Below are 23,814 nucleotides of genomic sequence, written 5' to 3' on the forward strand. Positions count from 1 at the left end.
TTCCCCTCCTTACGCGAGATACAAACATTCATTATACTAAAAATTTATCAAAAAAGCTATTTTCTCGCTTTTTGATTTTGTAAATATGCTACATAATATTTAGCAGCCTCTACAGGATCTGTTTTTTCCATTTGTTTCACTTTAAAGATGATCTCCATCTTTTCAAGTTTTTCCTGATGCCGTCTAAGCGTCTCCAAATGGCCTTGCAACACTTCTTCAGTGTATTCTGGATTAATAAATTCATCCGTCGAAATATCAGTGATAATATTTTTCAACTTTTCATCAGAGAGCCAACTTAAAAATGTTCCGACTGAAGGTTCATTTCCCTTTTCATAATATGCGTATAGTTCATATAAAATCCCTTTATGTTCTTCTGTATGAAAATCTTCTATATGGGATTCCATACGAACAGCTACTTCTGCACTTTGCAACATATGGTAAATAATTTCTCTTTCCGCTCTTTCAAAACCTGTTAACTTAGGTTTTGTTTGAACGACTTGAGACGGTTTAGCAACCTGCTTTATTTGTTTTTGCTGTACCTTTTGTTCTTTGCGATATTGGTGCAATTGGTTCAAAAGTGTTTCCATTGAATACGAAAATTCTTGCGATAATGACTTCAAATATGACTCTGCCTGCATCGCATCTTGTAACAACGATAACTCTTTTAAAACACTTTTCACATATTCTTCTTTGCCAGACTCATCTTGCAAATTTTTCCCTAAACGCAAATAATTTATTTTAAAACCAACAAAACTCACACTTGATTTCACAAGATTTTCAAAAGCAGTAGTGCCATATTGTTGCACATATTCATCAGGATCAAGCTTATCTGGCAAGGATGTGACTTTCACTTGGCAACCAACTTTTAGCAATAATTGCCCTGCTTTCATCGTCGCTTCTCGCCCTGCTTTATCACCATCATAGCAAAGAACAACAGTTTCAACGTTACGTCGCAGAAGTTTTGCTTGTTCTTCAGTTAAAGCTGTTCCCATTGTCGCAACAGCTTCTTCCACACCACTTTTTACCGCAGCTAGCACATCGGCATATCCTTCAAAAAGAACCACCTGCCCACGCTTTCTAATAAACGGTCTTGCTTGGTGAAAGTTATACAACAATTTACTTTTGTGAAAAATCGGCGTTTCAGGGCTATTTAAATATTTCGGAGTGTCATCTCCTAACGCCCTTCCACTAAATGCTATTACCTTACCTTGTAACGTATAGATCGGGAACATAACTCTTCCGCGGAAGCGATCGTAATGACTACCATCCTTCTCACTTCTTATTAGAAGGCCAGCTTGTTCCATACTAGACAGCGATAAACCTCTTTTTTGTAAAATTTTCGTCGCTGCGTCCCAAGCAGGTGATGCATAACCAATTTCAAACTTCTCAATCATTTCTTTCGTAATACCACGGTTTAATAAATATGAAAGTGCTTCATTTCCCTCTTCCGTATTTACTAATAAATGATGATAATACTTTTTCAATAATTCATGAGCTTGCTGCATGATGACAGTGTCATCAGATATGTCTTCTTGTTGTCCTTGCCCTGATGTGTACTCTGCAACCGCAATTCCATTTCTTTCGCCTAGCTTTTGAACAGCCTCGGTAAAAGCCAGTCCTTCCATTTTCATTAGAAAGGAAAATACATTTCCACCTTCTCCACATCCGAAGCAATGAAAAATTTGCTTATCGGATGAAACAGAGAATGAAGGAGAGTTCTCACCATGAAATGGACAAAGGCCGAAATAGTTACGCCCCTGTTTTCTAAGTTGAACGTATTCACCAATGACTTCTACAATATCGGATGATGTCCGAATTTGTTCAACAACTTCTTCGGGAATTCTGTTCCCCATAACTCCATCTCCGTGTCGTATTTTGTATTCGATATAAATTAAAAAATTCCTTTATAATTCGACAATATTTTTCTAAACTTGTTAGAAAGTGTTGCCGATTACATTGTATAAACGATTTTGAACCTTCCTATAGGTCCTTTATATGCATAAATCGCATATACATACTTGCTATATAAATTTGTATACATTTGCTCATCTGTTACAAATGTATCTCTTAGAAACAATACATATAGACCTTTTTACAAGAACAGTAGCAAGCCACATATACTGTTTGACCTTGAGATCTGTAACTTTTTCATGTTGATCCATATAACAATCAACTACATTTTGTTCAGTATCTACAAAGATCCAATTGCCTTGCTATTTTCCAAAAGGATGAGCATATGATGCGACAAACAAAATTCCGACATGAAATTCCGCTCCAACTTGCACAACTTCAGCCTTCACGGGACATACATATACACCAACTGATATGTTGTTGATGTTTTGCATATTTCTGTATTCTACATCCCTTCTGTGAATCCTTCCATAATGTGCGTTTTCTTGTATAGATTTTGTCGATTTAACGTAATTACATGTCTTTTTCGTAAATCCTATCCCTAGTTTATTCTGAAAAATTAAAGTCTAAACGTAAAATATAGGTTTTTATCACAATTTTTTATTATAATATATTTTCTTCAACTACGCTACATATCCCTTTATTTTTTCATCTTACATTTCAGGATGACAAACTCACACCTTGAATATACTAAAAGACAAAGGAGTATAAGTATAACCATTACAATACAATCTATTACAAAATCCATAGGTGTCATATTTCACACGAGCGAAAAAAGCACATTCACCTTTGGTAAATGTGCTAAAACATTTTTTGGTTTTGCACTGCATTCACAATAATATTTGCTGTTTCTTCAATCGCTTTATTCGATACATCGATTACTTGGCAATTTATTTTACTAATTACTTCCTCAAAGTGATCAATTTCTTCTTGAATACGATTAATATTTGCATATGTTGCTCCGTCACTTAATCCAAGTGATTTTAATCGCTCTTTTCGAATATGATTTAACTTATCTGGCGTAATTTTCAAACCGAAACATTTTTCTTTTGCCACTTGATATAGTTCTTCAGGTGGGTCAACTTCTGGCACGAGTGGTACATTCGCAACTTTCAAGCGTTTGTTATGAGCTAAATATTGGGAAAGTGGTGTTTTTGATGTACGCGAAACACCGATCAACACGATATCTGCTTTTAAAATACCTCGTGCATCTCTGCCGTCATCATATTTCACAGCAAACTCAATCGCTTCAATCTTTTTAAAGTATTCTTCATCTAACCTACGGACAACACCTGGCTCATATCTCGGCACTTGCCCCGTAATTTCTTCAATTTGATCAATAAGAGGGCCAATAATATCGTATGCCTCTACCCCTTCTTTTGCAGCCTCTGTTACTAAATACTGGCGCATATCAGGCTTAACTAACGTAAAACATATAAGTGCTTGATTACTCTTAGCAATCGAAATCACTTCTTTTAATGTCCCTGTATCTTCTACATACGGTACACGTCTAATATCAGGAGCAAACGGGAATTGCCCCATTGCTGCTCGAACAACCAAATCAGCCGTTTCCCCTACAGAGTCAGATACGACATATACGATTTTATTATCCATTACATTACCTCACTTTAAACAAATTACACTTATTCGTTATTTACTAAATTTACAAACGCACGTGTAATATTTGTTTTTGTAATTCGCCCAATCACTTCTAAACCTTGTTTCGTATCTTTTACAACTGGCATTGCATCAATCTGTCTTTCTATTAATTCCATCGCAATATCATATAAAGAATCCTCTCTACGACACATCGCAATGTTTGGCATCCTTGTCATGATAATATTAACCGGAAGAGAGGTTAAATCCTGCTTTCCTAAGCTCGCTCTTAATAAATCTTTACGAGACACAACACCAACTAATAGAGTCATCTGATCTACAACGAACAATGTACCAACGTCCTCTAAAAACATCGTACAAATTGCATCGTATACGGAAACATTTTTATCAATTACAACCGGTCTAGATTGATAATCTTGTACTTTAATTTTCTTAACAGCTTCAGATAATAGCTGCCCCCCAGTTTTACCCGTATAAAAATAACCTACGCGTGGACGTGCTTCTAAATAACCAGCCATCGTTAAAATTGCTAAGTCTGGTCTTAGCGTCGCACGTGTTAGACCCAATTGTGCTGCAATTGATTCCCCTGTAATAGGACCGTGATCTTTTACAATCTGAATGATATGTTCTTGCCGTTTATTCAGCTCTATGATAATCACCACCTTTAATGCACAACGAAAAAAGTTATACTATCTCTTAAATATTATATACTAAATATGCTATTCGAAAAAGAAAGTATGTAAAAAGGACCGTATACGGTCCAAAATTATATTTGAAACTTATCAAGTTGTTCTAAAAAACGTCTTGATTTCAAATAAATTCCGCAATATTCATCATAATATGTATTCAATACTAAACGCATTTGTTTTTTTGTGCTATCCTTTACCGATACATTTCCGAGCCTATGTAAATCGAAATGGAAGAAAAGACGTAATAATTTATGAACAGCTTCTCCTACCGGTATACGATATGGGTCTTGCTCTGCATGACGTGAGCACAGAAAACCGCCTTCCCTGACGGAGAAGGCGACAAAGTCTGTTTCTTGATGACAAATCGCACAAGTATCAAAGTACGGGCGCATCCCTAATACTGGAAGCATTTTCGTTTGATAAATTAATGATAATACTTCTGAATCAACACCCTCACACATATAATGCAACGTTTGATATAACATTTCAAATAAGTACGGATTATGTTTTTTATCTTCTGTTGCTTTATCAGTTAACTCAACAATAAATGATGCATAAGCAGTTAAAAATATATCCTCGCGAATTTCTTTCATAGTTGAAATAATCTCGCCTTGTTGCAATGTTCCAAGCCCAGATCCCATTTGAATAAGAAAATGGCCATGTGTCATTAATTGCGACACAGATGCTAATCGGCTTTTCGGTTTTTTTGCTCCTCGTGCCATTGCACTTACCTTACCAAGTTCTCTTGAGAATATTGTAACAATCTTGTTCGTTTCTCCGTAATCTGTCGTACGGATAACGATGCCCTCAACTTTTTGAAACATGTTCGTCACCATCCAAGGTTTGAACAAAACGGGTCAAGAAATTGGAGAGTCTAGATGCGCTAGCTCCTCTTCATGTTGATCCATCTCATCGTTTACGTCTTTTTCCATTTCTTTCAAAAGCAAGTACGTTTCAATGCTTCCTGTTTTGGAGAAAAACTTCCAGGTAAAATCTAGCATAAGAATCCACCTTTCTCAATAAGCGTAGCCTATAAACCAATTTCCTTTGTTGTTATTAAATTGACCCATTTTGTCCATTTTCATGTGAGAAAAATTTTTCCTAATTTATCAAAGTTCATAAAAACCAATAATCAGCGGATGAACCAACCATCCACTGATTACAGCTTGACTCTATTTTAGTACTCATCCTCGCGGAAACCTAGGTCACGAAGCTGAGACATTTTATTACGCCAATCTTTTTGCACTTTTACCCATACTTCTAAAAATACTTTAGAACCAAGTAGCGCTTCAATATCAAAACGAGCTCGTTTACCAACTTCTTTTAACATTTTTCCTTGTTTTCCGATGATGATTCCTTTTTGTGATGCACGTTCAACAACAATCGTTGCATTTATATAAACTGCCCCACCCTCACGCTTTTGAATCGCATCGATAACAACAGCCACAGAATGCGGTACTTCTTCACGTGTTAAATGTAGTACTTTCTCACGAATAAGCTCTGCAATAATAAATCTCTCCGGATGATCCGTTACTTGATTATCTGGATAGTATTGTGGTCCTTCTGGTAAATACTTTTTAATTGTTCCAATTAAAGCGTCCACATTATTACCGTCTAACGCAGAAATTGGTACAATCTCTGCAAACTCATGTAGTTTACGATATTGATCAATTAACTCTAGTAATTGCTCTGGATGAAGTTGGTCAATTTTATTAATTACTAAAAATACTGGTTGTTTCGTTTCTTTTAATTTCTCAATGATGAATTCCTCACCACGACCAAAGCCTTCGACAGCATTAACCATAAACAGAACGATATCAACTTCTTTTAATGTCGTTTGCGCCATCTTCACCATGAAGTCGCCTAGTTTATGTTTAGGTTTATGTATTCCTGGTGTATCAATGAAAATAACTTGTGCATCATTTTCTGTATATACACCTTGAATTTTATTACGAGTCGTTTGTGGCTTATCACTCATAATAGCAATTTTCTGGCCGATAATACGATTTAAAAATGTAGATTTTCCAACATTCGGTCTGCCAATAATAGAGACAAAACCTGATTTATAACCTTTTCTATTCATGTAAATCCTCCGCTAAAAATGCTCCTGGTAACAATTCTCCGACTGTCGTCTCTTGAACGTCACCATGTAAATTTGATAAGTATACTTTCGTATCCTGTTTACATAATTCTACCATAACTTGTCGACATGCTCCACAAGGAGGTACTGGGCGCTTTGTATCTGCTACAACCGCAATGGCTACAAATTCTTTATCTCCTTCAGAAACCGCCTTAAATAAAGCTGTTCTTTCAGCACAATTACATAAGCCATATGATGCATTCTCAACATTACACCCACGATATACTTTTCCACCGCGCGTTAATAATGCTGCACCTACTTGAAATTTAGAATATGGTACGTACGCTTGTTTACGCGCTTCGATTGCTTCTAGAATTAATTGTTTACTATTCATATTCCCGCATCCTTCCTGTTCACAGCTATGAAGAGATACACTCTCTCATTAAAGGCCCTTACGGCACTTCCAAAGCTTAATAAAAGCTTCGGAATGCAACTATACCATATACGGTAAAAAGATAATAGCACCAATTATAACAGCTATAATTGTAAATAATAAAACCGCTCCTGCCGCAACATCCTTTGCAATTTTTGCAAACGGATGAATATCGGCAGTCGCTAAATCTACCGTTTTTTCCACAGCCGTATTTACCATCTCTAAACTCATTACAATCCCTATTACAATAAGTAATATCATCCACTCTATTTTCGTAATATGGAAATAAAAGCCGCAGCATATAACAATGACTGCGGCTAAATAATGGATTTTCATATTTCGTTCATGACGAAAACAAAAGAATATACCAGCTATAGCATATCCAAAACTATCTATAAGTTTTCCTTTTTTCATCTTCCTAATCCAAAAGCTTCTAAAATTTCTTTTTGTCTTCCGAACATTTCTTTTTCATCTTCTTCCGTCATGTGATCATAACCAAGTAAATGTAAAAAGCCATGTAACGCCAAAAATCCAAGTTCACGATCGAAAGAATGTCCGTACTCTTCAGCTTGCTCTTTCGCCCTTGGAATAGAGATAATAAGATCACCTAACATGCGCGGCATCTCTGCACCAACGATCTCCATTTCTCCTTCTCCCATCTCTTCCATGGCAAAAGATATTACATCTGTAGGTTGATCTTTATCTCGGTAATCACGATTAATTTCTCTAATGCGCTCATTATCTACAAATGTCACCGATACCTCCACGCCATCCTCGATATTTTCCATTTGAGCTGCTTTTTCTAACACTTCACGAATTAAACTCATATACGCTTCTTTTACTTCTTCTGTTTCATCAATAAAATCAATTAACAAACTCATTCTTTCTCCTTTTCTTCCGGAAGTTCCGGATATGTAATACGCGAATGGAAAATACCATTTAACGTTTCACACAACGTTTTCCCAACGATTTGTAGTTCTTTAAACGTCAAATCACATTCACTAAATTGACCGTCTTGCAATCGATCTTTAATAATACTTTGCACTAAATTATTAATTTGTTCTGGCGTTGGGTGATTCATAGAACGTACCGCAGCTTCTACACTATCAGCAATACCAACAATTGCCGATTCTTTCGAAGTTGCTTTTGAACCTGGATAACGGAACATCTCTTCTGTATATTTTTCTTTATCTTCTTTAATTGCTTTATAATAAAAATATTTCAGTAACGTTGTACCGTGATGTTGCCCAGCGATATCAATAATTTCTTGTGGAATATGATATTCTTCGAGCATTCTTACTCCATCCGTTACGTGAGCAATTATAATATCTTTACTCGTTACAGGATCTAATTTATCATGCGGGTTTTCAATTCCCATTTGGTTTTCAATAAAGAATTGCGGTTGTACTGTTTTTCCTACATCATGATAATATGCACCTACACGTGCTAATACACCATTTGCCCCGACTGCTTCACACGCAGCCTCAGAAAGATTCGCTACCATTACACTATGATGATATGTCCCTGGCGCTTCTAACAAAATTCTACGTAAAAGCGGATGATTTGGACTTGATAGTTCCATAAGCTTCATACTTGATACGATTCCAAGTCCACTTTCTAAATATGGTAAAATCCCCATAGCCAAAACGGACGATATAATCCCTGAAAGTGAAGCCATTAATAATTGCGTACCAATTTCAAGAGGCGAAAAATTCCCATTACGTAATAATAAGAGCGCCGCCAATACGACTACATTTAATACAGAAACGAGTATACCAGCTTGTAAGATCATTGTACGACGATTTTTTTCTCGCAAGAAAATACTAACCGATAATGAACTTAACAATACGTAAATCCCTACACTATAATTTAACGTACTCGTTACTCCTTCATTAAACATAATACTTCCGCATACAGAAAAAATCATACTCGTTAAAAAGACAAATCGATCACCAATCATTAGTTTTACAAGTAATGTTCCCATCGCAACTGGGACAACATATGCAATCCCTGCGTATTCAAGTTTTTGAAACAAACTAATGATTTTCATTAAGACGATTGTGATAGACAAAATTGTAATATACGCTAAAACATACGGTCTATCTTCTCTTTTTCTCTTTAAAAACAATTCAAATTGTTTATGCATAAAGTATAGTAACACACTAATGAGTACCGCTAATCCAACATAAGGTTGAAAGCCATTCCCTTTTTCTAACAAACCAACTAATTTCAACTGATTATACACATCACTTGAAATTGTTTCACCTTCTCTAACAAGAACTTGTCCTTGAAGAATATAAACAGGTGGAACTAAATCTTCCTCTGCTTTTCTCTTCTCTTTCGTTAAGATCGGGTCATAAAAATAGTTCGCTGAAATTGCATATCTTCCTAGCGCCTTAATTGACTCTTTTAAACCATTATCAACATTAACACTATTCATCTCACTTACATATCGTTCTTTCGCATCTTTCAATTCGTCCATTTTAATATGCTCAGTCATGATACTATTAATCGCTGTGACCGCAGCATCTTTCGCTAATACTAATTGGCCCGAATCTGCATTAATCAAATTTAGTAAGTTTGAATCAGATAATTCTTTCGTTAAGTCAGCAGGTAGTTTCTTTTTTAACTTATCCACTTTCTCAGCATCAGTAATCTTTTTTTGATCATCCGGTCCAACAGCTTTAATCTCTTGCACCACTTCATCCACTTTAGCGAAGACGTCATTCACAATATCAACTTTATTTTGTTTATACTCACTTTTATATGTATATTGATCTTCAACTTTTGTAGCGGCTTCTTTTTCTTTTTATCCGTTGTAACTTTATCTTCAATTTTTATAGGAGAATGGATTGTCTTTTTCGCAATAGAATACATGTTAACATCTAATTGCTCTGGTTTTACATTATTCATAAGCGCAAAAAACAGCACTGCTCCTAATACAACGTAAGAAATCCAACTTAGTTTTTTCGAATGTTGTAAATTACGAAACCACTTAGAAATTTCTTGAGATCTTGACATGATTTCAATACTTCTCCTCTCCAGAAATAAAGTGAAACTATTTATAGCTTTCATTTCTTCTACCCAACGATACTTTGAGGCAACATTTTATACACCAGTACCTATAGTTTATTTTCCTTATCTTTCATGATAGTAAAAAATATGACGTTCGCCAACCTTATCATACAAAAAGAAATGATCCTGACAAATAGGATCATTCCATTTTATCATATGCCTCAATAATACGTTGCACCAATGGATGTCTCACAACGTCTGTTTGTTCTAATGTAATAAATGACAGACCTGATACACCAGATAAAATATTAGAGGCTATAGATAGCCCTGATTTTACCCCTTTTGGCAAGTCTACTTGTGAAGGATCCCCTGTAATAACCATTTTAGAACTAAAACCTAATCTCGTTAAAAACATTTTTATTTGAGCACCCGTTGTATTTTGAGCCTCATCTAAAATAACAAATGAATCATCAAGCGTACGTCCCCTCATATAAGCAAGTGGCGCGATTTCAATTACTCCTCGCTCCATCATACGCTGCGTATATTCTTGTCCAAGAATATCATGTAAGGCATCATATAATGGACGTAAGTATGGATCAACCTTCTCTTTCAGATCCCCTGGTAAAAAACCTAAGTTTTCTCCAGCTTCTACAGCAGGTCTTGTTAAAATAATTTTCTTTACATATCCTTGTTTTAAAGCCCTCACAGCCATTACTACAGCTAAGTATGTTTTTCCAGTTCCTGCTGGCCCTATTCCAAAGACAATATCATTCTTCTTCATCGCATGAATATATCGTCTTTGCCCCATTGTTTTTACACGAATGGATTTACCTTTTGCAGTCTTGAAGATTTCTTCTTCATATAACTCTTCAAATTGAGCAATTTTCCCTTGTTGTGCGAGCTGAATTGCATACGCAACATCTCTCTCCGAAATTGATATACTTTTACGAATTACAACAAGTAATTGCTGTAAGATTTTTTCTACGAGTGTTACCGTTTCAACTGCCCCAGATACATGAACAGTTTCTCCTCTAGTTACGATCGATACATTGAGTTCTCGTTCAATTACTTTTAAATGCGCATCATTGACTCCAAAAAGAGCGATTGCTTCGTTAGTATTTTCCAATTGTTGGTTCATTTCTACTAATTGTTCTGCCATTACTCAGTCTCCTTGAATATCGGATTCAGATATTGGTTGTGGCTCTGCAATATTTTCAACTACAGTATAATGCAATGTGACCTTTAGTTGATCCGCCTCAACCTCTTTACTCAAAATCTTATCACTTACAATCATAGCATGTTCATCCAATTTTTTCTTTAGTTCTTTTTCGGCCATCTCTTTCGCTACTTTTAACGCTTGCTTTTCTGTATATTCTCGATTCGCTTCTTCCTCTTCTCTCACAACATCTTTTTCATATGCAATCGGCAGTGTAAAACCAAATAATTTCACATCGTGCTTTACACTTTCAGTACGAGAGCGTTTATACTTATCATGTTGAAATCCCCATATTTTTATTTTCGTATCCCCAAATTTAAGAAAATGTTTATTGTATACATTACCAGTATACACTTGAAATTGCGTCTTTAACGGGACATTCACTTTAGAGGTATACCACGTTTCGCCATACACAATACCTTTCGCTGAAACAATTGTCGGGCTTTCCTCATTACCATATATTCCAGATACGAGAATCTGCCCTTTTTCCACATGATCATTTTTCAGTACAACCGGTTTTCCAACTTCTACAAACGTTTTTGTAATAATCGCTTCTTTTTTTGCTACTAAATTTTGTGGCCTTTGTTCCTTTTCTTTTTTCGGTTCGTTTTTTTCAACAATTTTAAAATGATACGTCGTTCCTCTTACTTCTAGTCCCGCCCAAGTAATGGCATTAATATTATCTGTCAAATGGCGTTGTACATCCTCTACATTCGGCATTTGAAACTGTAGTTTCCCTTTTTTAATACCCATTTTATCCAATTCTTTCATTAATATATATTCTGTTTCAGGTTTTGCTCCTGTAATTTCAATTTTCCAAACCATATTTGACATTGCAATCACACCAAAAAAGAAAATTAAAAACCCAATTAAAAATCCACTATTTTTAATTAAACGCTTATTCCAAAAAGGAAAACCATAACGTCCAATAAAATATAATTTACATTCATTTTTTCTATAAATTGGTTTTATTTTTTTCACATCGCGTAACAATATACAAAAAACTAACGTTTCATCAGCTATCTTCTTAACATCCCAAACTAATAAATTCCTCCGTACACATTCATTAACAAACCGTTCTGCCCCTCTACCTTCAATTCGCACTTTTACATACCCAAGCCACTTTATAAACCATTTATTTTTCATTTACCACCTTCACTACCTTTCTAAAAGTAGGTATACGACTTTTTATTTGAAGCATTAAAATAGCTCGTACTAAAATGAAACAGAGTAAAACTGTAATCAGTCTCTATCAACGGAACTTTTACAGGATAAAGAAGAAAAACTTCACAAATGGAAGTTTCACTTCAATCACCTTTTTTTTCATTTTCTAAAAATGTTACTTGCTCAATTATACCTTCGAGTAAAAGCTCTTCTGGAAGAATCGTTTTAATAACAAAGGATTGTCCTTTAATTAATAATTGACCATGTTTTAAAAGTAATCGTACTTCTTTATCTGAAAACACTAATAACCCCCGATGATTTTCTATATAAATATGTATTTGCCCAACAAGAGTAATCCGAGGCAGATCCATTAATACATCCACTGGTAGATCTACTTGTTTTGTTAACCAATTTTTCATTTGTTCTAATTTCTTCATCTCGAAAGACCCCCTCCTCATCCCATATATATATGTATTTCTTCACAAGTGCCTATCGTGTTATAACGACTTCACTAACATAACTATATTCTGTAAGAGTTCATATCATGTTAATTAAAACAGTCGCTATATGAAATCATATTTGTCAGGACAATGATGGATCAGAGGATATTACCTTTAATAATAGAAGTATTAATACAAGAATATGCGCCCCTACAGGATATCAGTACAAGTTACATTAAGAAATTGAGCCTAGCGAGAAGTTGGAAACTTGAAAAAACCTGTTACAATTCGTTCTGGACGTGACATACTGACCATAGAATAAGTAGTTGTCATTTATTGGACAAATGAGATAAAGTGAAACTTTAATCAACCCTCACCAATCGGGTTGCCTGTTAATGCGGGATAAAATTCAAAAAAGAAAATTTCCCCGCTCTGAATGTTACGTTGTAAGTAAGAATATTTTATAGATGGTTGTTATATGAATTTCAAAAAATATTAGGGTTCATTAAAAGATGAATTAATAAATGAGGAAATACGAAAGTAAATTGGCTTTGGTCAAGAAATTTTGAATGCTATAAAACAAGTTATCGACAGTCATATCCGGCCATTTTATGCAACTGATGCAAAATCTAATATAGTTAGAATCTCTTTTGTTACCTTCGAGGATTATGCTGAAGAGCACGCTATAAAACTTCAATCTGAGTTTCAGAAGGCTCGGTACTTAGCTTTTATTTGCGAAAGAAGTTTTAGTCAAGGAAGTAAGAACAGGTGTAGAATCAGAATTATACAAGGAAATAATAAATTGAAACTTTAACTAGAGGGGTTTCTATCACTTACAGAAACGCTTTTTAAGCAATATAGCGTTTCTCCTTAATAAGAACAATAAAAAAACGTCTCATACGAAATGAGACGTTTTTTTATGCTAATAGCTGGATAACCAGCTTATTCACAAGTGATCCGTCTGTTTTACCTTTTACTTTCGGCATAACAGCAGTCATCACCTTACCCATATCTGCTTTAGAAGTCGCACCAACTTCAGAAATAACTTGCTTGATTACATCAACTAGTTCTTCTTCAGTTAATTGCTCTGGCAAATATGCGCTTAAAATCTGAATTTCACTTTGCAGTTTATTAACAAGGTCTTCACGACCAGCTTTTTTAAATTCAAGGAGGGAGTCCTTATACTGTTTTACTTCACGAGCTAAAACTGTTATTTCCTCTTCTTCAGTAAGAGTATGTTGCAGTTTAATACCTTCATTTTGTAAAGCAGCCTTAACCATACGAATAACGGTTAATTTTTCTTTTTGTTTATTCTTCATCGCTTGTTTCATATCATCGTTTAAACGACCGAGAAGACTCATAACTTACACCCTCTCTTAGAATTTACGCTTTCTTGCCGCTTCAGATTTCTTCTTACGTTTTACACTTGGTTTTTCATAAAACTCGCGCTTTCTTGCTTCAGCAAGTGTACCAGTTTTAGAAACCGATCTTTTAAAACGGCGAAGTGCATCCTCCAAAGACTCGTTTTTACGAACGACTGTTTTTGACATTCTCTTTCCCTCCCTCCGAAACATCACACTTACATACTAACTTCAGCATGCAAAAAGAAACACTTCTTCAGCATGTCTTTTACGATTATAATACATTTTATCACTTCAGGTCAACTATTTGGCAGAATAAAAGAAGAATAGAAGCATTTCCTTTTCAAAAGTTATGGCAAATAGCTAGTATCCTTCACTGATGAAGACAACTATATTTTTATCATTTCATCTTTTTTCATACAGGGATGCATGAAACGCCTCCACGCCCTCTAGTACTTAACCGATTCAAATAAAGAAAGCATGCAAACCGTTTCCGGTTGCACGCTCTTTTTATGCACTAGCTGATTCTTTTTTTACATCATCTTCAAGAACACGAACAAATTGCGCTTCGTTATATGGATAACCAGCTTTCGTAATTTTCACTTTCACTAGCTTACCAATTAATTCTTCTGATCCTTCAAATACAATTTTCAAGTAGTTATCTGTATAACCTACATATAACCCTTCACGGTCGCCCTCTTTAAATTGCTCTTCCGGAATGATTTCAAGCACTTCACCTTCAAACCCTGATGCGTACTCTTTCGCTAATTGATTAGATAGCTCAATTAAACGATGAACACGATCGTTCTTCACATCTTCAGGAACTTGATCTTCCATGCGTGCTGCAGGTGTTCCTGTACGTTTTGAGTAAGGGAACACATGTAACTCAGAGAAGCGGTTCTCTTTAATGAAATTGTATGTTTCCATGAATTCTTCTTCTGTTTCACCTGGGAAACCAACGATTACATCAGATGTAATCGCAAGGCCTGGTAACGCTTCTTTCAAACGATCTAAACGCTCTTGGAAGAACTCCATCGTATATTTACGACGCATACGTTTTAATACAGTATTAGAACCAGATTGCAACGGAATATGCAAGTGGCGTACAACTACTTCAGATTTATCTAACACTTCAATTACTTCATCTGAAATTTGACTCGCTTCAATAGAAGAAATACGAAGACGTTTTAATCCGCCTACTTCCGCTTCCATATCACGAAGTAATCCAGCTAAGTTATAATCTTTTATGTCTTCGCCGTATCCACCTGTATGAATACCCGTTAATACGATTTCTTTATAGCCTGCATCCACTAATTGTTGTGCTTGTTTAATAACTTCTTTTCCATCACGAGAACGCATTAAACCACGCGCCCAAGGAATGATACAGAATGTACAGAAGTTATTGCAACCCTCTTGTATTTTTAAAGACGCACGTGTACGATCCGTGAAATAAGGTACATCAAGTTCTTCATACACGCGTGTTTTCATAATATTGCGGACAGCATTAATTGGTTGACGCTCTTTACGAAATTCTTCGATGTAACCTAACATCTTTTCACGATCCTGTGTACCAACTACAATATCCACACCTGGGATTGCCATAATTTCCGCTGGAGATGTTTGTGCGTAACATCCCGTTACACAAATAACTGCATCTGGATTTTGACGCACAGCACGTCTAATTACTTGACGACTTTTTTTGTCCCCAGTATTCGTTACTGTACATGTGTTAATAACATATACATCAGCTTTCTTTTCATATTCTGTTCTTTCATAACCACCTTGTTTAAACAATTGCCAAATGGCTTCTGTTTCATAGTGGTTTACTTTACAACCTAACGTATGGAACGCAACAGTTGACATTGATCATCACCCCATCAATTCAAAATGATACGAAGCAGCACTTAACGCGTATAATGGCGCCGTTTCTGTTCTTAAAATTCTTGGTCCTAAACTACATGGTACAAATTTATGTTCACGAAGCGCTGTAATCTCTTCCTCAGCTAAACCGCCTTCTGGGCCAAATACAATCAATAGCTTTTGACCTGGTTTCATTGTCGTTAAAGCTTTCGCAAAATTAGATTTCTCGCCTTGTTTTGCTTCCTCTTCGTAAGCAACAAGACAAACATCATACTCACCACTCATTGAAAGCAATTGCTTAAATGATGCCGGAGCATGTACTTCTGGAATTTCACTTCTATGTGATTGTTCCGCAGCTTCTTTCACAATTTTTCTTAAACGCTCAACTTTTTTATCAGCTTTTTTCGCATCCCATTTTACGATAGAGCGAGATGCTTGAAATGGTAAGAATGCAGCTGCCCCAAGCTCAGTTCCTTTTTGAAAAATTAACTCTAGCTTGTCTCCTTTTGGCAGTCCACTTGCAATCGTCACGAAAACAGGAAGTTCACTTGACGCCTCTACCCATTCTACAATAGTCGTATTAATAAATTCACTGGTAATTTCATCAATTGAACATACTGCTGTTTTTCCGTTTACACAGCAATAAATATGATCTCCAGCTGACATACGCATCACTCTTGCGATATGATGTACGTCATCACCTACAATGCGAATACTTGTCTCATTTACATATTTCTCTTCTACAAAATAACGTTGCATATAATCACCTTAGTAGAGTTTCGTTCCTTTCGTAAGTCAACACTTACGAAAAGAACGAAACGTTATCATTTTTCATATAACAAACGGCAAGTCCCTCACCTTATAGTGAGAGACTCCCCTTTTCATTATAGACTAAAATCTATATTACGCATTTCGTGCAATAATTGCTACCCAATCTTCCATTCGTAACACTTCTTCAATTGTAAATCCAGCTTTTTCTAGCGCCTCAGAAATTACTTTTTCCTTCGTAGCAATAATGCCCGATGTAATAAATAATCCACCTGATTTCACAACTCTTGCTGCATCTTCAGGGAATAATAGAATGATTTCTGCTAATAAGTTAGCTACGATTAAATCAACAGGACCTTCAATACCTTCTAAAAGACTATTTTGTCCAACAGACACGATATCATCTGTTTTATTTAAACGTACATTCATTTCTGCACTTTCAACCGCAACCGGATCTAAATCATATGCTTGAACAGAAGACGCACCTAATTTTGCCGCTGCAATACTAAGTACACCAGAACCTGTTCCTACATCAATAATAGTGTCACCTGGCTGTACTGTTTTTTCTAAAGCACGTATACACATCGTTGTTGTTGGATGAGTTCCTGTACCAAACGCCATACCCGGGTCTAATTCAATGATTTTTTCATCAGGAGAAGATGGTGTATATTCTTCCCAAGTCGGTACGATTGTGAATGTATCAGAAATTTGTACTGGATGGTAATATTTTTTCCAAGCAGTAGCCCAATCTTCTTCATTGACTTCGTTAACGGTAATATTTCCAGTACCAATTTCGATGTCGTAAGATGGAAGCACATCAATAGATGATTTTACACCTGCAATCGTTTCATGTAAAGAATCGGTTTGCGGGAAATATGCTTTTATTAATACACCTTCCGCTGGATATTCATCGGGATTCAATGCATAAATTTCACCATATTGTTGCTCGCGCTCTTTCGTTAACTCCGCTGGGTCCTCAATCGCAACTCCGCTAGCACCAGCTTCGTGTAAAATATGAGAGACAGCTTCTACTGCTTCTTCTGTTGTATGAATACTAATTTCTGACCATTTCACAATTTACCAACTCCATTTTTTATTTCCATTATTCCCCTTTGAAAGCACGTTTAAGCTTTCCGAATAAACTATCATCCTGCTCTTCTTGTCCTGCAAATTCACGTAATAAATCTTTTTGCTGTGAAGTCAATTTCGTTGGTACAACAACACGAACGACTACATATTGATCTCCTTGGCCGTATCCACGTACGTTCGGAGCACCTTTTCCTTTTAAGCGGAATTCAGTTCCAGTTTGTGTTCCTGCTGGAATTTTCAGCTTCACTTTACCATGAACAGTAGGAACTTCCACTTCATCACCAAGCGCCATTTGCGCAAATGTTAATGGCATTTCGCAAATAATGTGATCTCCTTCACGCTCGAAGAATTCATGATTTCTTACATGAACGACAACATATAAGTCTCCTGCTGGTCCGCCATTTACGCCGGCTTCACCTTTTCCAGACACACGAATTTGTTGACCATTATCAATACCCGCTGGAATTTTAACATTAATTTTTTTACGTTTACGAACTTTACCTGAACCGTGACATGTCGTACATTTTTCTTTAATAATTTGTCCAGTTCCTGAACAATGACCACAAGCTTGACGGTTTACGATACGACCAAATGGTGTGTTTTGTTCAACACTCACTTGACCAGAACCTGAACAATGTTTACATGTTTCTTTTGAAGTTCCTGGTTTTGCTCCACTACCTTTACAAGTATCACATGGATCTTCTACTGGAATTTCCACATTTAATTCCTTACCAAAAATAGCTTCTTCAAAATCTAAAGTGACTTGATATTGTAAGTCAGCACCTTGGCGCGGAGCATTTGGATCACGACGTCTGCCGCCGCCACCGCCAAAGAAAGAACTAAATATATCTTCAAAACCGAAGCCACCGCCGAAGTCTCCTCCGCCGCCAAATCCACCGAATCCTTGATTTGCACCAGCATGACCAAATTGATCGTACTGCGCACGCTTTTGATCATCACTTAACACTTCGTATGCTTCTTGTACTTCTTTAAACTTTTCAATTGCATTTTCTTCTTTACTTACGTCTGGATGGTATTTTTTAGCCAAACGACGATACGCTTTTTTAATTTCATCTGTTGCAGCGCCCTTGCTAAGTCCAAGGACCTCATAATAGTCTCGTTTACTCATAAATTTACAACCCCCGAATCTTTCACATAAACGTAATTTTAACACCGAAAGAAAGTGCTTTGCAACAAAGTTTCCTCACTTACAGTATGCAAAGCGAAAAACTTAAGATCCTCACACATCGCTTCTCATTCGTGAAAAAAGCCAAAGTCAAGGCACGCTTGACTTTGACTTTTTGTCATCTTACTTATTATGTTTACAGTTGAATTACTTGTCTTCTTTTACTTCTTCAAACTCAGCGTCAACTACATTATCTTTCTTCGCGCCAGCGTCTTGTGCACCTTGCGCACCTTCTGCTTGACCAGCAGCAGCTTGAGCTTGCTCGTATAATTTAACAGTTAACTGTTGTACGATTTCTTGTAAAGCATCTTTTTTCGCACGAATTTCTTCAAGCTCGTTTTTCTCAATTGCAGCTTGTAATGCTTCTTTTGCTTCTGTTGCTTTTGCAACTTCAGCTGCATCTACTTTACCTTCTAAATCTTTTACAACTTTGTCTGTTTGGAATACAAGTTGGTCAGCTTCGTTACGAAGTTCAACTTCTTCCTTACGTTTTTGGTCAGCGTCAGCATTTGCTTCCGCTTCTTGTACCATACGTTCTACTTCTTCATCAGAAAGACCTGAAGAAGATTGGATTGTAATAGCTTGCTCTTTGCTTGTTCCTAAGTCTTTCGCACGTACGTTAACGATACCGTTCGCATCAATATCGAATGTTACTTCGATTTGTGGAATACCACGTGGTGCTGGTGGAAGGTCAGTTAATTGGAAACGACCTAACGTTTTGTTGTCAGCTGACATTGGACGCTCACCTTGTAATACGTGAATGTCTACTGCTGGTTGATTATCAGCAGCTGTTGAGAATACTTGTGACTTACTTGTTGGAATTGTAGTGTTACGCTCGATTAATTTCGTGAACACGCCACCCATAGTTTCAATACCTAAAGAAAGTGGAGTTACGTCTAATAATAGAACGCCTTCTACATCACCAGTAAGTACGCCACCTTGAACTGCAGCACCTAATGCTACAACTTCATCAGGGTTTACACCTTTATATGGCTCTTTACCAGTTTCACGTTTAATAGCTTCTTGTACAGCTGGGATACGAGTAGATCCACCAACAAGAATAACTTTATCTAATTCGCTTGGAGCAAAACCAGCGTCTTTTAATGCACGACGAGTTGGCTCTAATGTTCTTTCAACAAGACCTGCTGAAAGCTCTTCGAATTTCGCTCTTGTTAACGTTAATTCTAAGTGTAATGGACCAGCAGCTCCAGCACTAATGAATGGTAATGAAATTTGAGTTTGTGTTACACCAGAAAGATCTTTTTTCGCTTTTTCAGCTGCATCTTTCAAGCGTTGAAGCGCCATTTTATCTTGGCTTAAATCAATGTTATTTTCTTTTTTGAACTCAGCTACTAAGTGATCGATGATAACTTGGTCAAAGTCATCGCCACCAAGACGGTTGTCACCAGCAGTTGAAATAACTTCGAATGTGCCGTCTGCTAACTCAAGGATAGATACGTCAAATGTACCGCCACCTAAGTCATATACTAAGATTTTTTGTTCTTCATCTTGTTTTTCTAAACCGTAAGCAAGTGCTGCTGCTGTTGGCTCGTTAATGATACGCTCAACTTCTAAACCAGCGATACGACCAGCATCTTTCGTTGCTTGACGCTCTGCATCGTTGAAGTATGCAGGTACTGTAATAACAGCTTTCGTTACTGTTTCACCTAAGTATGCTTCAGCAGCAGCTTTTAAGTTTTGTAAAATGATTGCAGAAATTTCTTGAGGTGTATAATCTTTACCTTCAACTTCTACTTTGTAGTCTGTACCCATATGACGTTTAACAGACATGATTGTATTTGGGTTTGTAATTGCTTGGCGCTTTGCAACTTCCCCAACTTGACGTTCTTCATTTTTGAAAGCTACAACAGAAGGTGTTGTACGATTTCCTTCTGGATTTGGGATAACCTTTGGTTCTCCACCTTCCATAACAGCTACACAAGAGTTTGTTGTACCTAAGTCAATACCGATAATTTTACTCATGGCGAATCCTCCTAGTTTTATGTAAATTATTGATTTACTTTTACCATTGATGGGCGAATCACACGGTCTTTTAGTTTATAACCTTTTTGGAATTCTTCTACAACCGCGTTTGATTCAAATTCACTATCTTCCACTTGCATAATAGCTTGGTGTTCATTAGGATCAAACTGTTTACCAACAGCTTCAATCACTTCCACACCTTCTTTATTCAGTGCTTCTAACAATTGACGATGCACCATTTCCATACCTTGTAACAAGGATTTCGTTTGCTCATCAGTCGCTTCCACTTGCATCGCTCTTTCAAAATTATCAAGAGCTGGCAAGATGTCTGAAACTAGACTTTGTGCTCTATATTTTTCAGCAGCCTGTTTATCCATTTGGACACGGCGCTTATAATTTTCAAAATCAGCTTGTAGACGTAATGTGCGACCTTCCGTTTCCGTTAGTTTCGCTTGTAACTCATCTACTTTTTCTTGTAAAAGAGCAGCCTCACTTTTTTCTTCTACAGTTTCTTCACTGTTTTCTGGCGTGACAGCTTCTTCAACTTGCGCTTCTTTTACTTCTTCTACCACTTGTTCGTTACGCTCTTCCACAATATTCACCTCCTTAAAAGGTATTAGGTATCATGCATAGCATGATTACCTAAGGATTATATATTACACACAGCAATGAAAATTTCATCACTTGAGCGAATGTATTACTCTCATTTACTTTTTAAGCCCATCAGTAAATTGTCTCGTAAATAACTGTAACAAACTAATTACACGAGAATATTGCATTCTCGTAGGACCTAAAATAGCAATTGTTCCAAGTTGCTCTTCGCCGATCGAATATGTTGCAGAAATTAAACTACAATCCTCCATAGCCGTCGAAGAATTTTCCCTACCAATTTTCACTTGAATCCCGACTTGTTTATGACGCAAAATGTCATAAAATTCGGCTTCATTATCAATCATGGTAAGTAAAGATCTAACCTTTTGAATGTCATGGAACTCTGGCTGCGAAAGCATATTTGCTTTTCCTCCAAAGTATATCTTTTCCGATAACGGAACTTGAAATGTACCATCCAACATTTTTATTGCACTATCGTAATTATGAACATACCCACGTAAAACTGTAACAATCTCTTTAAAGATTTTATTATGAAGTTCTTCCATCGGTACGCCAGATAGCTTTTCATTTAAAATATTAACCATTTTTTCTAAATCTGATAAATCAACAGATTCCGGAACGGTAATCGTTTTACTTTGTACATGCCCTGTATCAGTTACAATAATAGCGACTGCAGTTTGACGATCAAGCGGCACAATTTGTACATTTTTAAGTTTATTTGTACTTAACTTCGGTCCAAGAACAATGGCCGTATAATTCGTAAGTTCTGATAAAATTTGAGCAGATTGCTGTGCAATTTTTTCCGCTTCAAAAATTCTTTCGGCAAATAAATCTTTAATTTGTACAATTTCAGCGTTTGGTAAGTTTTGCGGCGCTAAAAGATGGTCTACATAAAATCGGTAGCCTTTCTCAGAAGGAACACGTCCAGAAGAACTGTGCGTTTTTTCAATAAAACCTAATTCTTCTAAGTCCGCCATTTCATTTCGAATAGTAGCTGAACTAAATGTAATTTCATCTTTTTTAGCCAACGTTCTAGACCCAACGGGCTGCGCTGATCCAATAAAGTCATCAATAATTGTTTGTAAAATTAAGAGCTGACGTTCCGTAAGCATCTCATCATCACCTCTGTTAGCACTCTTTGTCTTTGAGTGCTAAATCTATTAATAACTTACCAAAATTGACATTCAATTGTCAACGGAAACGTCACGAAATAATGAAAATTTTTCACACCTATGGAACATTTAATTAGTCAATCAAAAATGATTGGAATACTTCATTCCCTAATAATTTTCCTTTTCGCGTTAAACGTACATGTCCATCTTCCTCTTCAAGCAATCCCTGCTCTTGATTGCTTTGTAACTGCTTCGCGAAAACTTGATCCATCTCCACATTAAATTTATTGCGGAACGACGTTTTAGAAACACCTTTTGTTTTTCGAAGCCCTAAGAACAGTTCTTCTTCCATTCTTTCTTTCTCCGTCACTTTGTGAACATCTAAATACGGAAATCTTGTTTCATCAATTTTATTAAAATATTGCTTCAGGGGACCTACATTTTGAATACGTTCCCCGTTCACATAACTATGAGCTCCAGCTCCAAATCCATAATACTCTTCATTATTCCAGTATGTGAGATTATGTCTACTTTTATTGTCACCTTTTGAGAAATTACTAATTTCATACTGGTTATAACCGTGTTTCTCCATTTCATCCATTACTATTTCATACATTTTCGCTTCATGGTCTTCACCCGGAAGACGCAATTTCCCTTTGTTCATTAAGTTATAAAACACTGTTTTTGGTTCCACAATTAATGAATATGCCGAGAAATGTTGTACACCAAGCGTAAAAGCAATATCTAATGTTTCTTTTACATCTTCTATCGTCTGTCCTGGCAAAGCATAAATAATATCTACATTAATATTTTTAAAGCCTACTTCCTGTGCTTCTCGAATCGCTAGGAATGCATCTTCCCTCGTATGCTTGCGCCCAATTTTCTCAAGCAGTTCATCACGGAACGTTTGCACACCAAAACTAATTCGATTCACTCCGCCTTCTAGCAGTACATTCAACTTCTCTTTCGGTAGATCTCCTGGATTCGCTTCAAATGTTAATTCACAATTCGGGGCGAATAGACGCAAATGACGATTAATAATCTCGAGTAATTTTTTTGTCTGCTCCATATTTAACGCTGTCGGAGTTCCCCCGCCCACAAAAATCGTTTTCATACTATCAAACGGAACTTTTTGAACCGTATTTATTATTTCCTTCTCTAGATAATCTAAATATTGATCAACCGGTTGGCGTTCAATAAACACTTTATTAAAATCACAATAGTGACAAATGTGCTGACAAAACGGAATATGAATATATGCAGCTTGTACCAAATATA

At 36.3% G+C, this 23,814-nt stretch carries 22 protein-coding genes and 1 pseudogene; all 23 read right to left on the reverse strand.

All coding sequences use genetic code 11. The features are described from left to right. Nucleotides 1–56: 56 nt before the first annotated feature. The gene (dnaG, locus tag AXW78_RS20470; RefSeq protein WP_000528221.1) at nt 57–1,853 is read right to left on the reverse strand and encodes a DNA primase; all 1,797 of its coding nucleotides are present in this window, start codon (nt 1,851–1,853) and stop codon (nt 57–59) included. Nucleotides 1,854–2,712: 859 nt separating this feature from the next. Continuing rightward, nucleotides 2,713–3,525 (reverse strand): pyruvate, water dikinase regulatory protein, encoded by an 813-nt coding sequence (locus AXW78_RS20475; protein WP_000368944.1) that lies wholly within the window; start codon nt 3,523–3,525, stop codon nt 2,713–2,715. A gap of 29 nt (nt 3,526–3,554) precedes the next feature. After that, nucleotides 3,555–4,187, reverse strand: coding sequence for a transcriptional regulator CcpN (locus AXW78_RS20480; RefSeq protein ID WP_000583756.1), 633 nt, complete (start codon nt 4,185–4,187; stop codon nt 3,555–3,557). A gap of 107 nt (nt 4,188–4,294) precedes the next feature. Then, a complete protein-coding gene (gene recO, locus AXW78_RS20485) occupies nt 4,295–5,041 on the reverse strand; it encodes a DNA repair protein RecO (RefSeq protein WP_000487011.1) in 747 nt (248 codons plus the stop codon). Between the two features lie 33 nt (nt 5,042–5,074). After that, nucleotides 5,075–5,218 (reverse strand): YqzL family protein, encoded by a 144-nt coding sequence (locus AXW78_RS20490; protein ID WP_000883924.1) that lies wholly within the window; start codon nt 5,216–5,218, stop codon nt 5,075–5,077. A gap of 176 nt (nt 5,219–5,394) precedes the next feature. Continuing rightward, nucleotides 5,395–6,300, reverse strand: a complete 906-nt coding sequence (gene era / locus AXW78_RS20495; RefSeq protein ID WP_001080229.1) for a GTPase Era — start codon at nt 6,298–6,300, stop codon at nt 5,395–5,397. Further along, nucleotides 6,293–6,691, reverse strand: a complete 399-nt coding sequence (locus tag AXW78_RS20500) for a cytidine deaminase (protein WP_001086285.1) — start codon at nt 6,689–6,691, stop codon at nt 6,293–6,295. Before AXW78_RS20500 ends, era begins: the two co-directional genes overlap by 8 nt. A 99-nt stretch (nt 6,692–6,790) precedes the next feature. Further along, on the reverse strand, nt 6,791–7,144 hold the full coding sequence (locus AXW78_RS20505) for a diacylglycerol kinase family protein (RefSeq protein WP_000715462.1): 354 nt from the start codon (nt 7,142–7,144) through the stop codon (nt 6,791–6,793). Then, nucleotides 7,141–7,611: an rRNA maturation RNase YbeY gene (ybeY, locus tag AXW78_RS20510; protein ID WP_000054682.1), complete on the reverse strand. Its 471-nt coding sequence runs from the start codon at nt 7,609–7,611 to the stop codon at nt 7,141–7,143. Before ybeY ends, AXW78_RS20505 begins: the two co-directional genes overlap by 4 nt. After that, nucleotides 7,608–9,751: pseudogene (locus AXW78_RS20515) on the reverse strand (HD family phosphohydrolase). The gene ybeY and the pseudogene AXW78_RS20515 overlap by 4 nt, the downstream one beginning before the upstream one ends. A gap of 193 nt (nt 9,752–9,944) precedes the next feature. Beyond that, complete coding sequence (locus AXW78_RS20520; protein ID WP_000840521.1) at nt 9,945–10,904, reverse strand: PhoH family protein; 960 nt, start codon at nt 10,902–10,904, stop codon at nt 9,945–9,947. Nucleotides 10,905–10,907: 3 nt separating this feature from the next. Continuing rightward, a complete protein-coding gene (gene yqfD / locus AXW78_RS20525) occupies nt 10,908–12,107 on the reverse strand; it encodes a sporulation protein YqfD (protein ID WP_061884580.1) in 1,200 nt (399 codons plus the stop codon). A 161-nt stretch (nt 12,108–12,268) separates the two neighbouring features. Then, a complete protein-coding gene (gene yqfC / locus AXW78_RS20530) occupies nt 12,269–12,562 on the reverse strand; it encodes a sporulation protein YqfC (protein ID WP_000732269.1) in 294 nt (97 codons plus the stop codon). Nucleotides 12,563–13,482: 920 nt separating this feature from the next. Further along, on the reverse strand, nt 13,483–13,926 hold the full coding sequence (locus AXW78_RS20540) for a GatB/YqeY domain-containing protein (RefSeq protein WP_000054562.1): 444 nt from the start codon (nt 13,924–13,926) through the stop codon (nt 13,483–13,485). 15 nt (nt 13,927–13,941) lie between these two features. Beyond that, on the reverse strand, nt 13,942–14,115 hold the full coding sequence (rpsU, locus tag AXW78_RS20545; protein WP_000048061.1) for a 30S ribosomal protein S21: 174 nt from the start codon (nt 14,113–14,115) through the stop codon (nt 13,942–13,944). A gap of 321 nt (nt 14,116–14,436) precedes the next feature. Next, entirely contained in the window at nt 14,437–15,789 is a 1,353-nt protein-coding gene (mtaB, locus tag AXW78_RS20550; protein ID WP_000108683.1) for a tRNA (N(6)-L-threonylcarbamoyladenosine(37)-C(2))-methylthiotransferase MtaB, read from the reverse strand. 6 nt (nt 15,790–15,795) lie between these two features. Continuing rightward, nucleotides 15,796–16,545 carry a 16S rRNA (uracil(1498)-N(3))-methyltransferase gene (locus AXW78_RS20555; RefSeq protein ID WP_001190164.1) on the reverse strand — a complete coding sequence of 250 codons (750 nt, stop codon included), beginning with the start codon at nt 16,543–16,545 and terminating at the stop codon, nt 15,796–15,798. Nucleotides 16,546–16,689: 144 nt separating this feature from the next. Beyond that, nucleotides 16,690–17,628: a 50S ribosomal protein L11 methyltransferase gene (gene prmA, locus AXW78_RS20560; RefSeq protein ID WP_000872104.1), complete on the reverse strand. Its 939-nt coding sequence runs from the start codon at nt 17,626–17,628 to the stop codon at nt 16,690–16,692. A gap of 28 nt (nt 17,629–17,656) precedes the next feature. Continuing rightward, complete coding sequence (dnaJ, locus tag AXW78_RS20565; RefSeq protein WP_000043934.1) at nt 17,657–18,772, reverse strand: molecular chaperone DnaJ; 1,116 nt, start codon at nt 18,770–18,772, stop codon at nt 17,657–17,659. 204 nt (nt 18,773–18,976) lie between these two features. Then, on the reverse strand, nt 18,977–20,812 hold the full coding sequence (dnaK, locus tag AXW78_RS20570) for a chaperone protein DnaK (protein WP_061884581.1): 1,836 nt from the start codon (nt 20,810–20,812) through the stop codon (nt 18,977–18,979). A gap of 26 nt (nt 20,813–20,838) precedes the next feature. Next, nucleotides 20,839–21,405, reverse strand: coding sequence for a nucleotide exchange factor GrpE (grpE, locus tag AXW78_RS20575; protein ID WP_000392710.1), 567 nt, complete (start codon nt 21,403–21,405; stop codon nt 20,839–20,841). A 114-nt stretch (nt 21,406–21,519) separates the two neighbouring features. Beyond that, the gene (gene hrcA, locus AXW78_RS20580; RefSeq protein WP_000954941.1) at nt 21,520–22,536 is read right to left on the reverse strand and encodes a heat-inducible transcriptional repressor HrcA; all 1,017 of its coding nucleotides are present in this window, start codon (nt 22,534–22,536) and stop codon (nt 21,520–21,522) included. Between the two features lie 133 nt (nt 22,537–22,669). Then, nucleotides 22,670–23,809, reverse strand: coding sequence for a radical SAM family heme chaperone HemW (gene hemW / locus AXW78_RS20585; protein WP_000249429.1), 1,140 nt, complete (start codon nt 23,807–23,809; stop codon nt 22,670–22,672). Nucleotides 23,810–23,814: the final 5 nt, after the last annotated feature.

This window comes from Bacillus thuringiensis (assembly GCF_001595725.1).
Lineage (GTDB): Bacteria > Bacillota > Bacilli > Bacillales > Bacillaceae_G > Bacillus_A > Bacillus_A thuringiensis_K.

Excerpts from the sequence above, each read along its gene's own strand:
- dnaG (WP_000528221.1), bottom strand. The coding sequence starts at position 1,853 with ATGGGGAACAGAATTCCCGAAGAAGTTGTTGAACAAATTCGGACATCA.
- AXW78_RS20475 (WP_000368944.1), bottom strand. The coding sequence starts at position 3,525 with ATGGATAATAAAATCGTATATGTCGTATCTGACTCTGTAGGGGAAACG.
- recO (WP_000487011.1), bottom strand. The coding sequence starts at position 5,041 with ATGTTTCAAAAAGTTGAGGGCATCGTTATCCGTACGACAGATTACGGA.
- AXW78_RS20490 (WP_000883924.1), bottom strand. The coding sequence starts at position 5,218 with ATGCTAGATTTTACCTGGAAGTTTTTCTCCAAAACAGGAAGCATTGAA.
- era (WP_001080229.1), bottom strand. The coding sequence starts at position 6,300 with ATGAATAGAAAAGGTTATAAATCAGGTTTTGTCTCTATTATTGGCAGA.
- AXW78_RS20500 (WP_001086285.1), bottom strand. The coding sequence starts at position 6,691 with ATGAATAGTAAACAATTAATTCTAGAAGCAATCGAAGCGCGTAAACAA.
- AXW78_RS20505 (WP_000715462.1), bottom strand. The coding sequence starts at position 7,144 with ATGAAAAAAGGAAAACTTATAGATAGTTTTGGATATGCTATAGCTGGT.
- ybeY (WP_000054682.1), bottom strand. The coding sequence starts at position 7,611 with ATGAGTTTGTTAATTGATTTTATTGATGAAACAGAAGAAGTAAAAGAA.
- AXW78_RS20520 (WP_000840521.1), bottom strand. The coding sequence starts at position 10,904 with ATGGCAGAACAATTAGTAGAAATGAACCAACAATTGGAAAATACTAAC.
- yqfD (WP_061884580.1), bottom strand. The coding sequence starts at position 12,107 with ATGAAAAATAAATGGTTTATAAAGTGGCTTGGGTATGTAAAAGTGCGA.
- yqfC (WP_000732269.1), bottom strand. The coding sequence starts at position 12,562 with ATGAAGAAATTAGAACAAATGAAAAATTGGTTAACAAAACAAGTAGAT.
- AXW78_RS20540 (WP_000054562.1), bottom strand. The coding sequence starts at position 13,926 with ATGAGTCTTCTCGGTCGTTTAAACGATGATATGAAACAAGCGATGAAG.
- rpsU (WP_000048061.1), bottom strand. The coding sequence starts at position 14,115 with ATGTCAAAAACAGTCGTTCGTAAAAACGAGTCTTTGGAGGATGCACTT.
- mtaB (WP_000108683.1), bottom strand. The coding sequence starts at position 15,789 with ATGTCAACTGTTGCGTTCCATACGTTAGGTTGTAAAGTAAACCACTAT.
- AXW78_RS20555 (WP_001190164.1), bottom strand. The coding sequence starts at position 16,545 with ATGCAACGTTATTTTGTAGAAGAGAAATATGTAAATGAGACAAGTATT.
- dnaJ (WP_000043934.1), bottom strand. The coding sequence starts at position 18,772 with ATGAGTAAACGAGACTATTATGAGGTCCTTGGACTTAGCAAGGGCGCT.
- dnaK (WP_061884581.1), bottom strand. The coding sequence starts at position 20,812 with ATGAGTAAAATTATCGGTATTGACTTAGGTACAACAAACTCTTGTGTA.
- hrcA (WP_000954941.1), bottom strand. The coding sequence starts at position 22,536 with ATGCTTACGGAACGTCAGCTCTTAATTTTACAAACAATTATTGATGAC.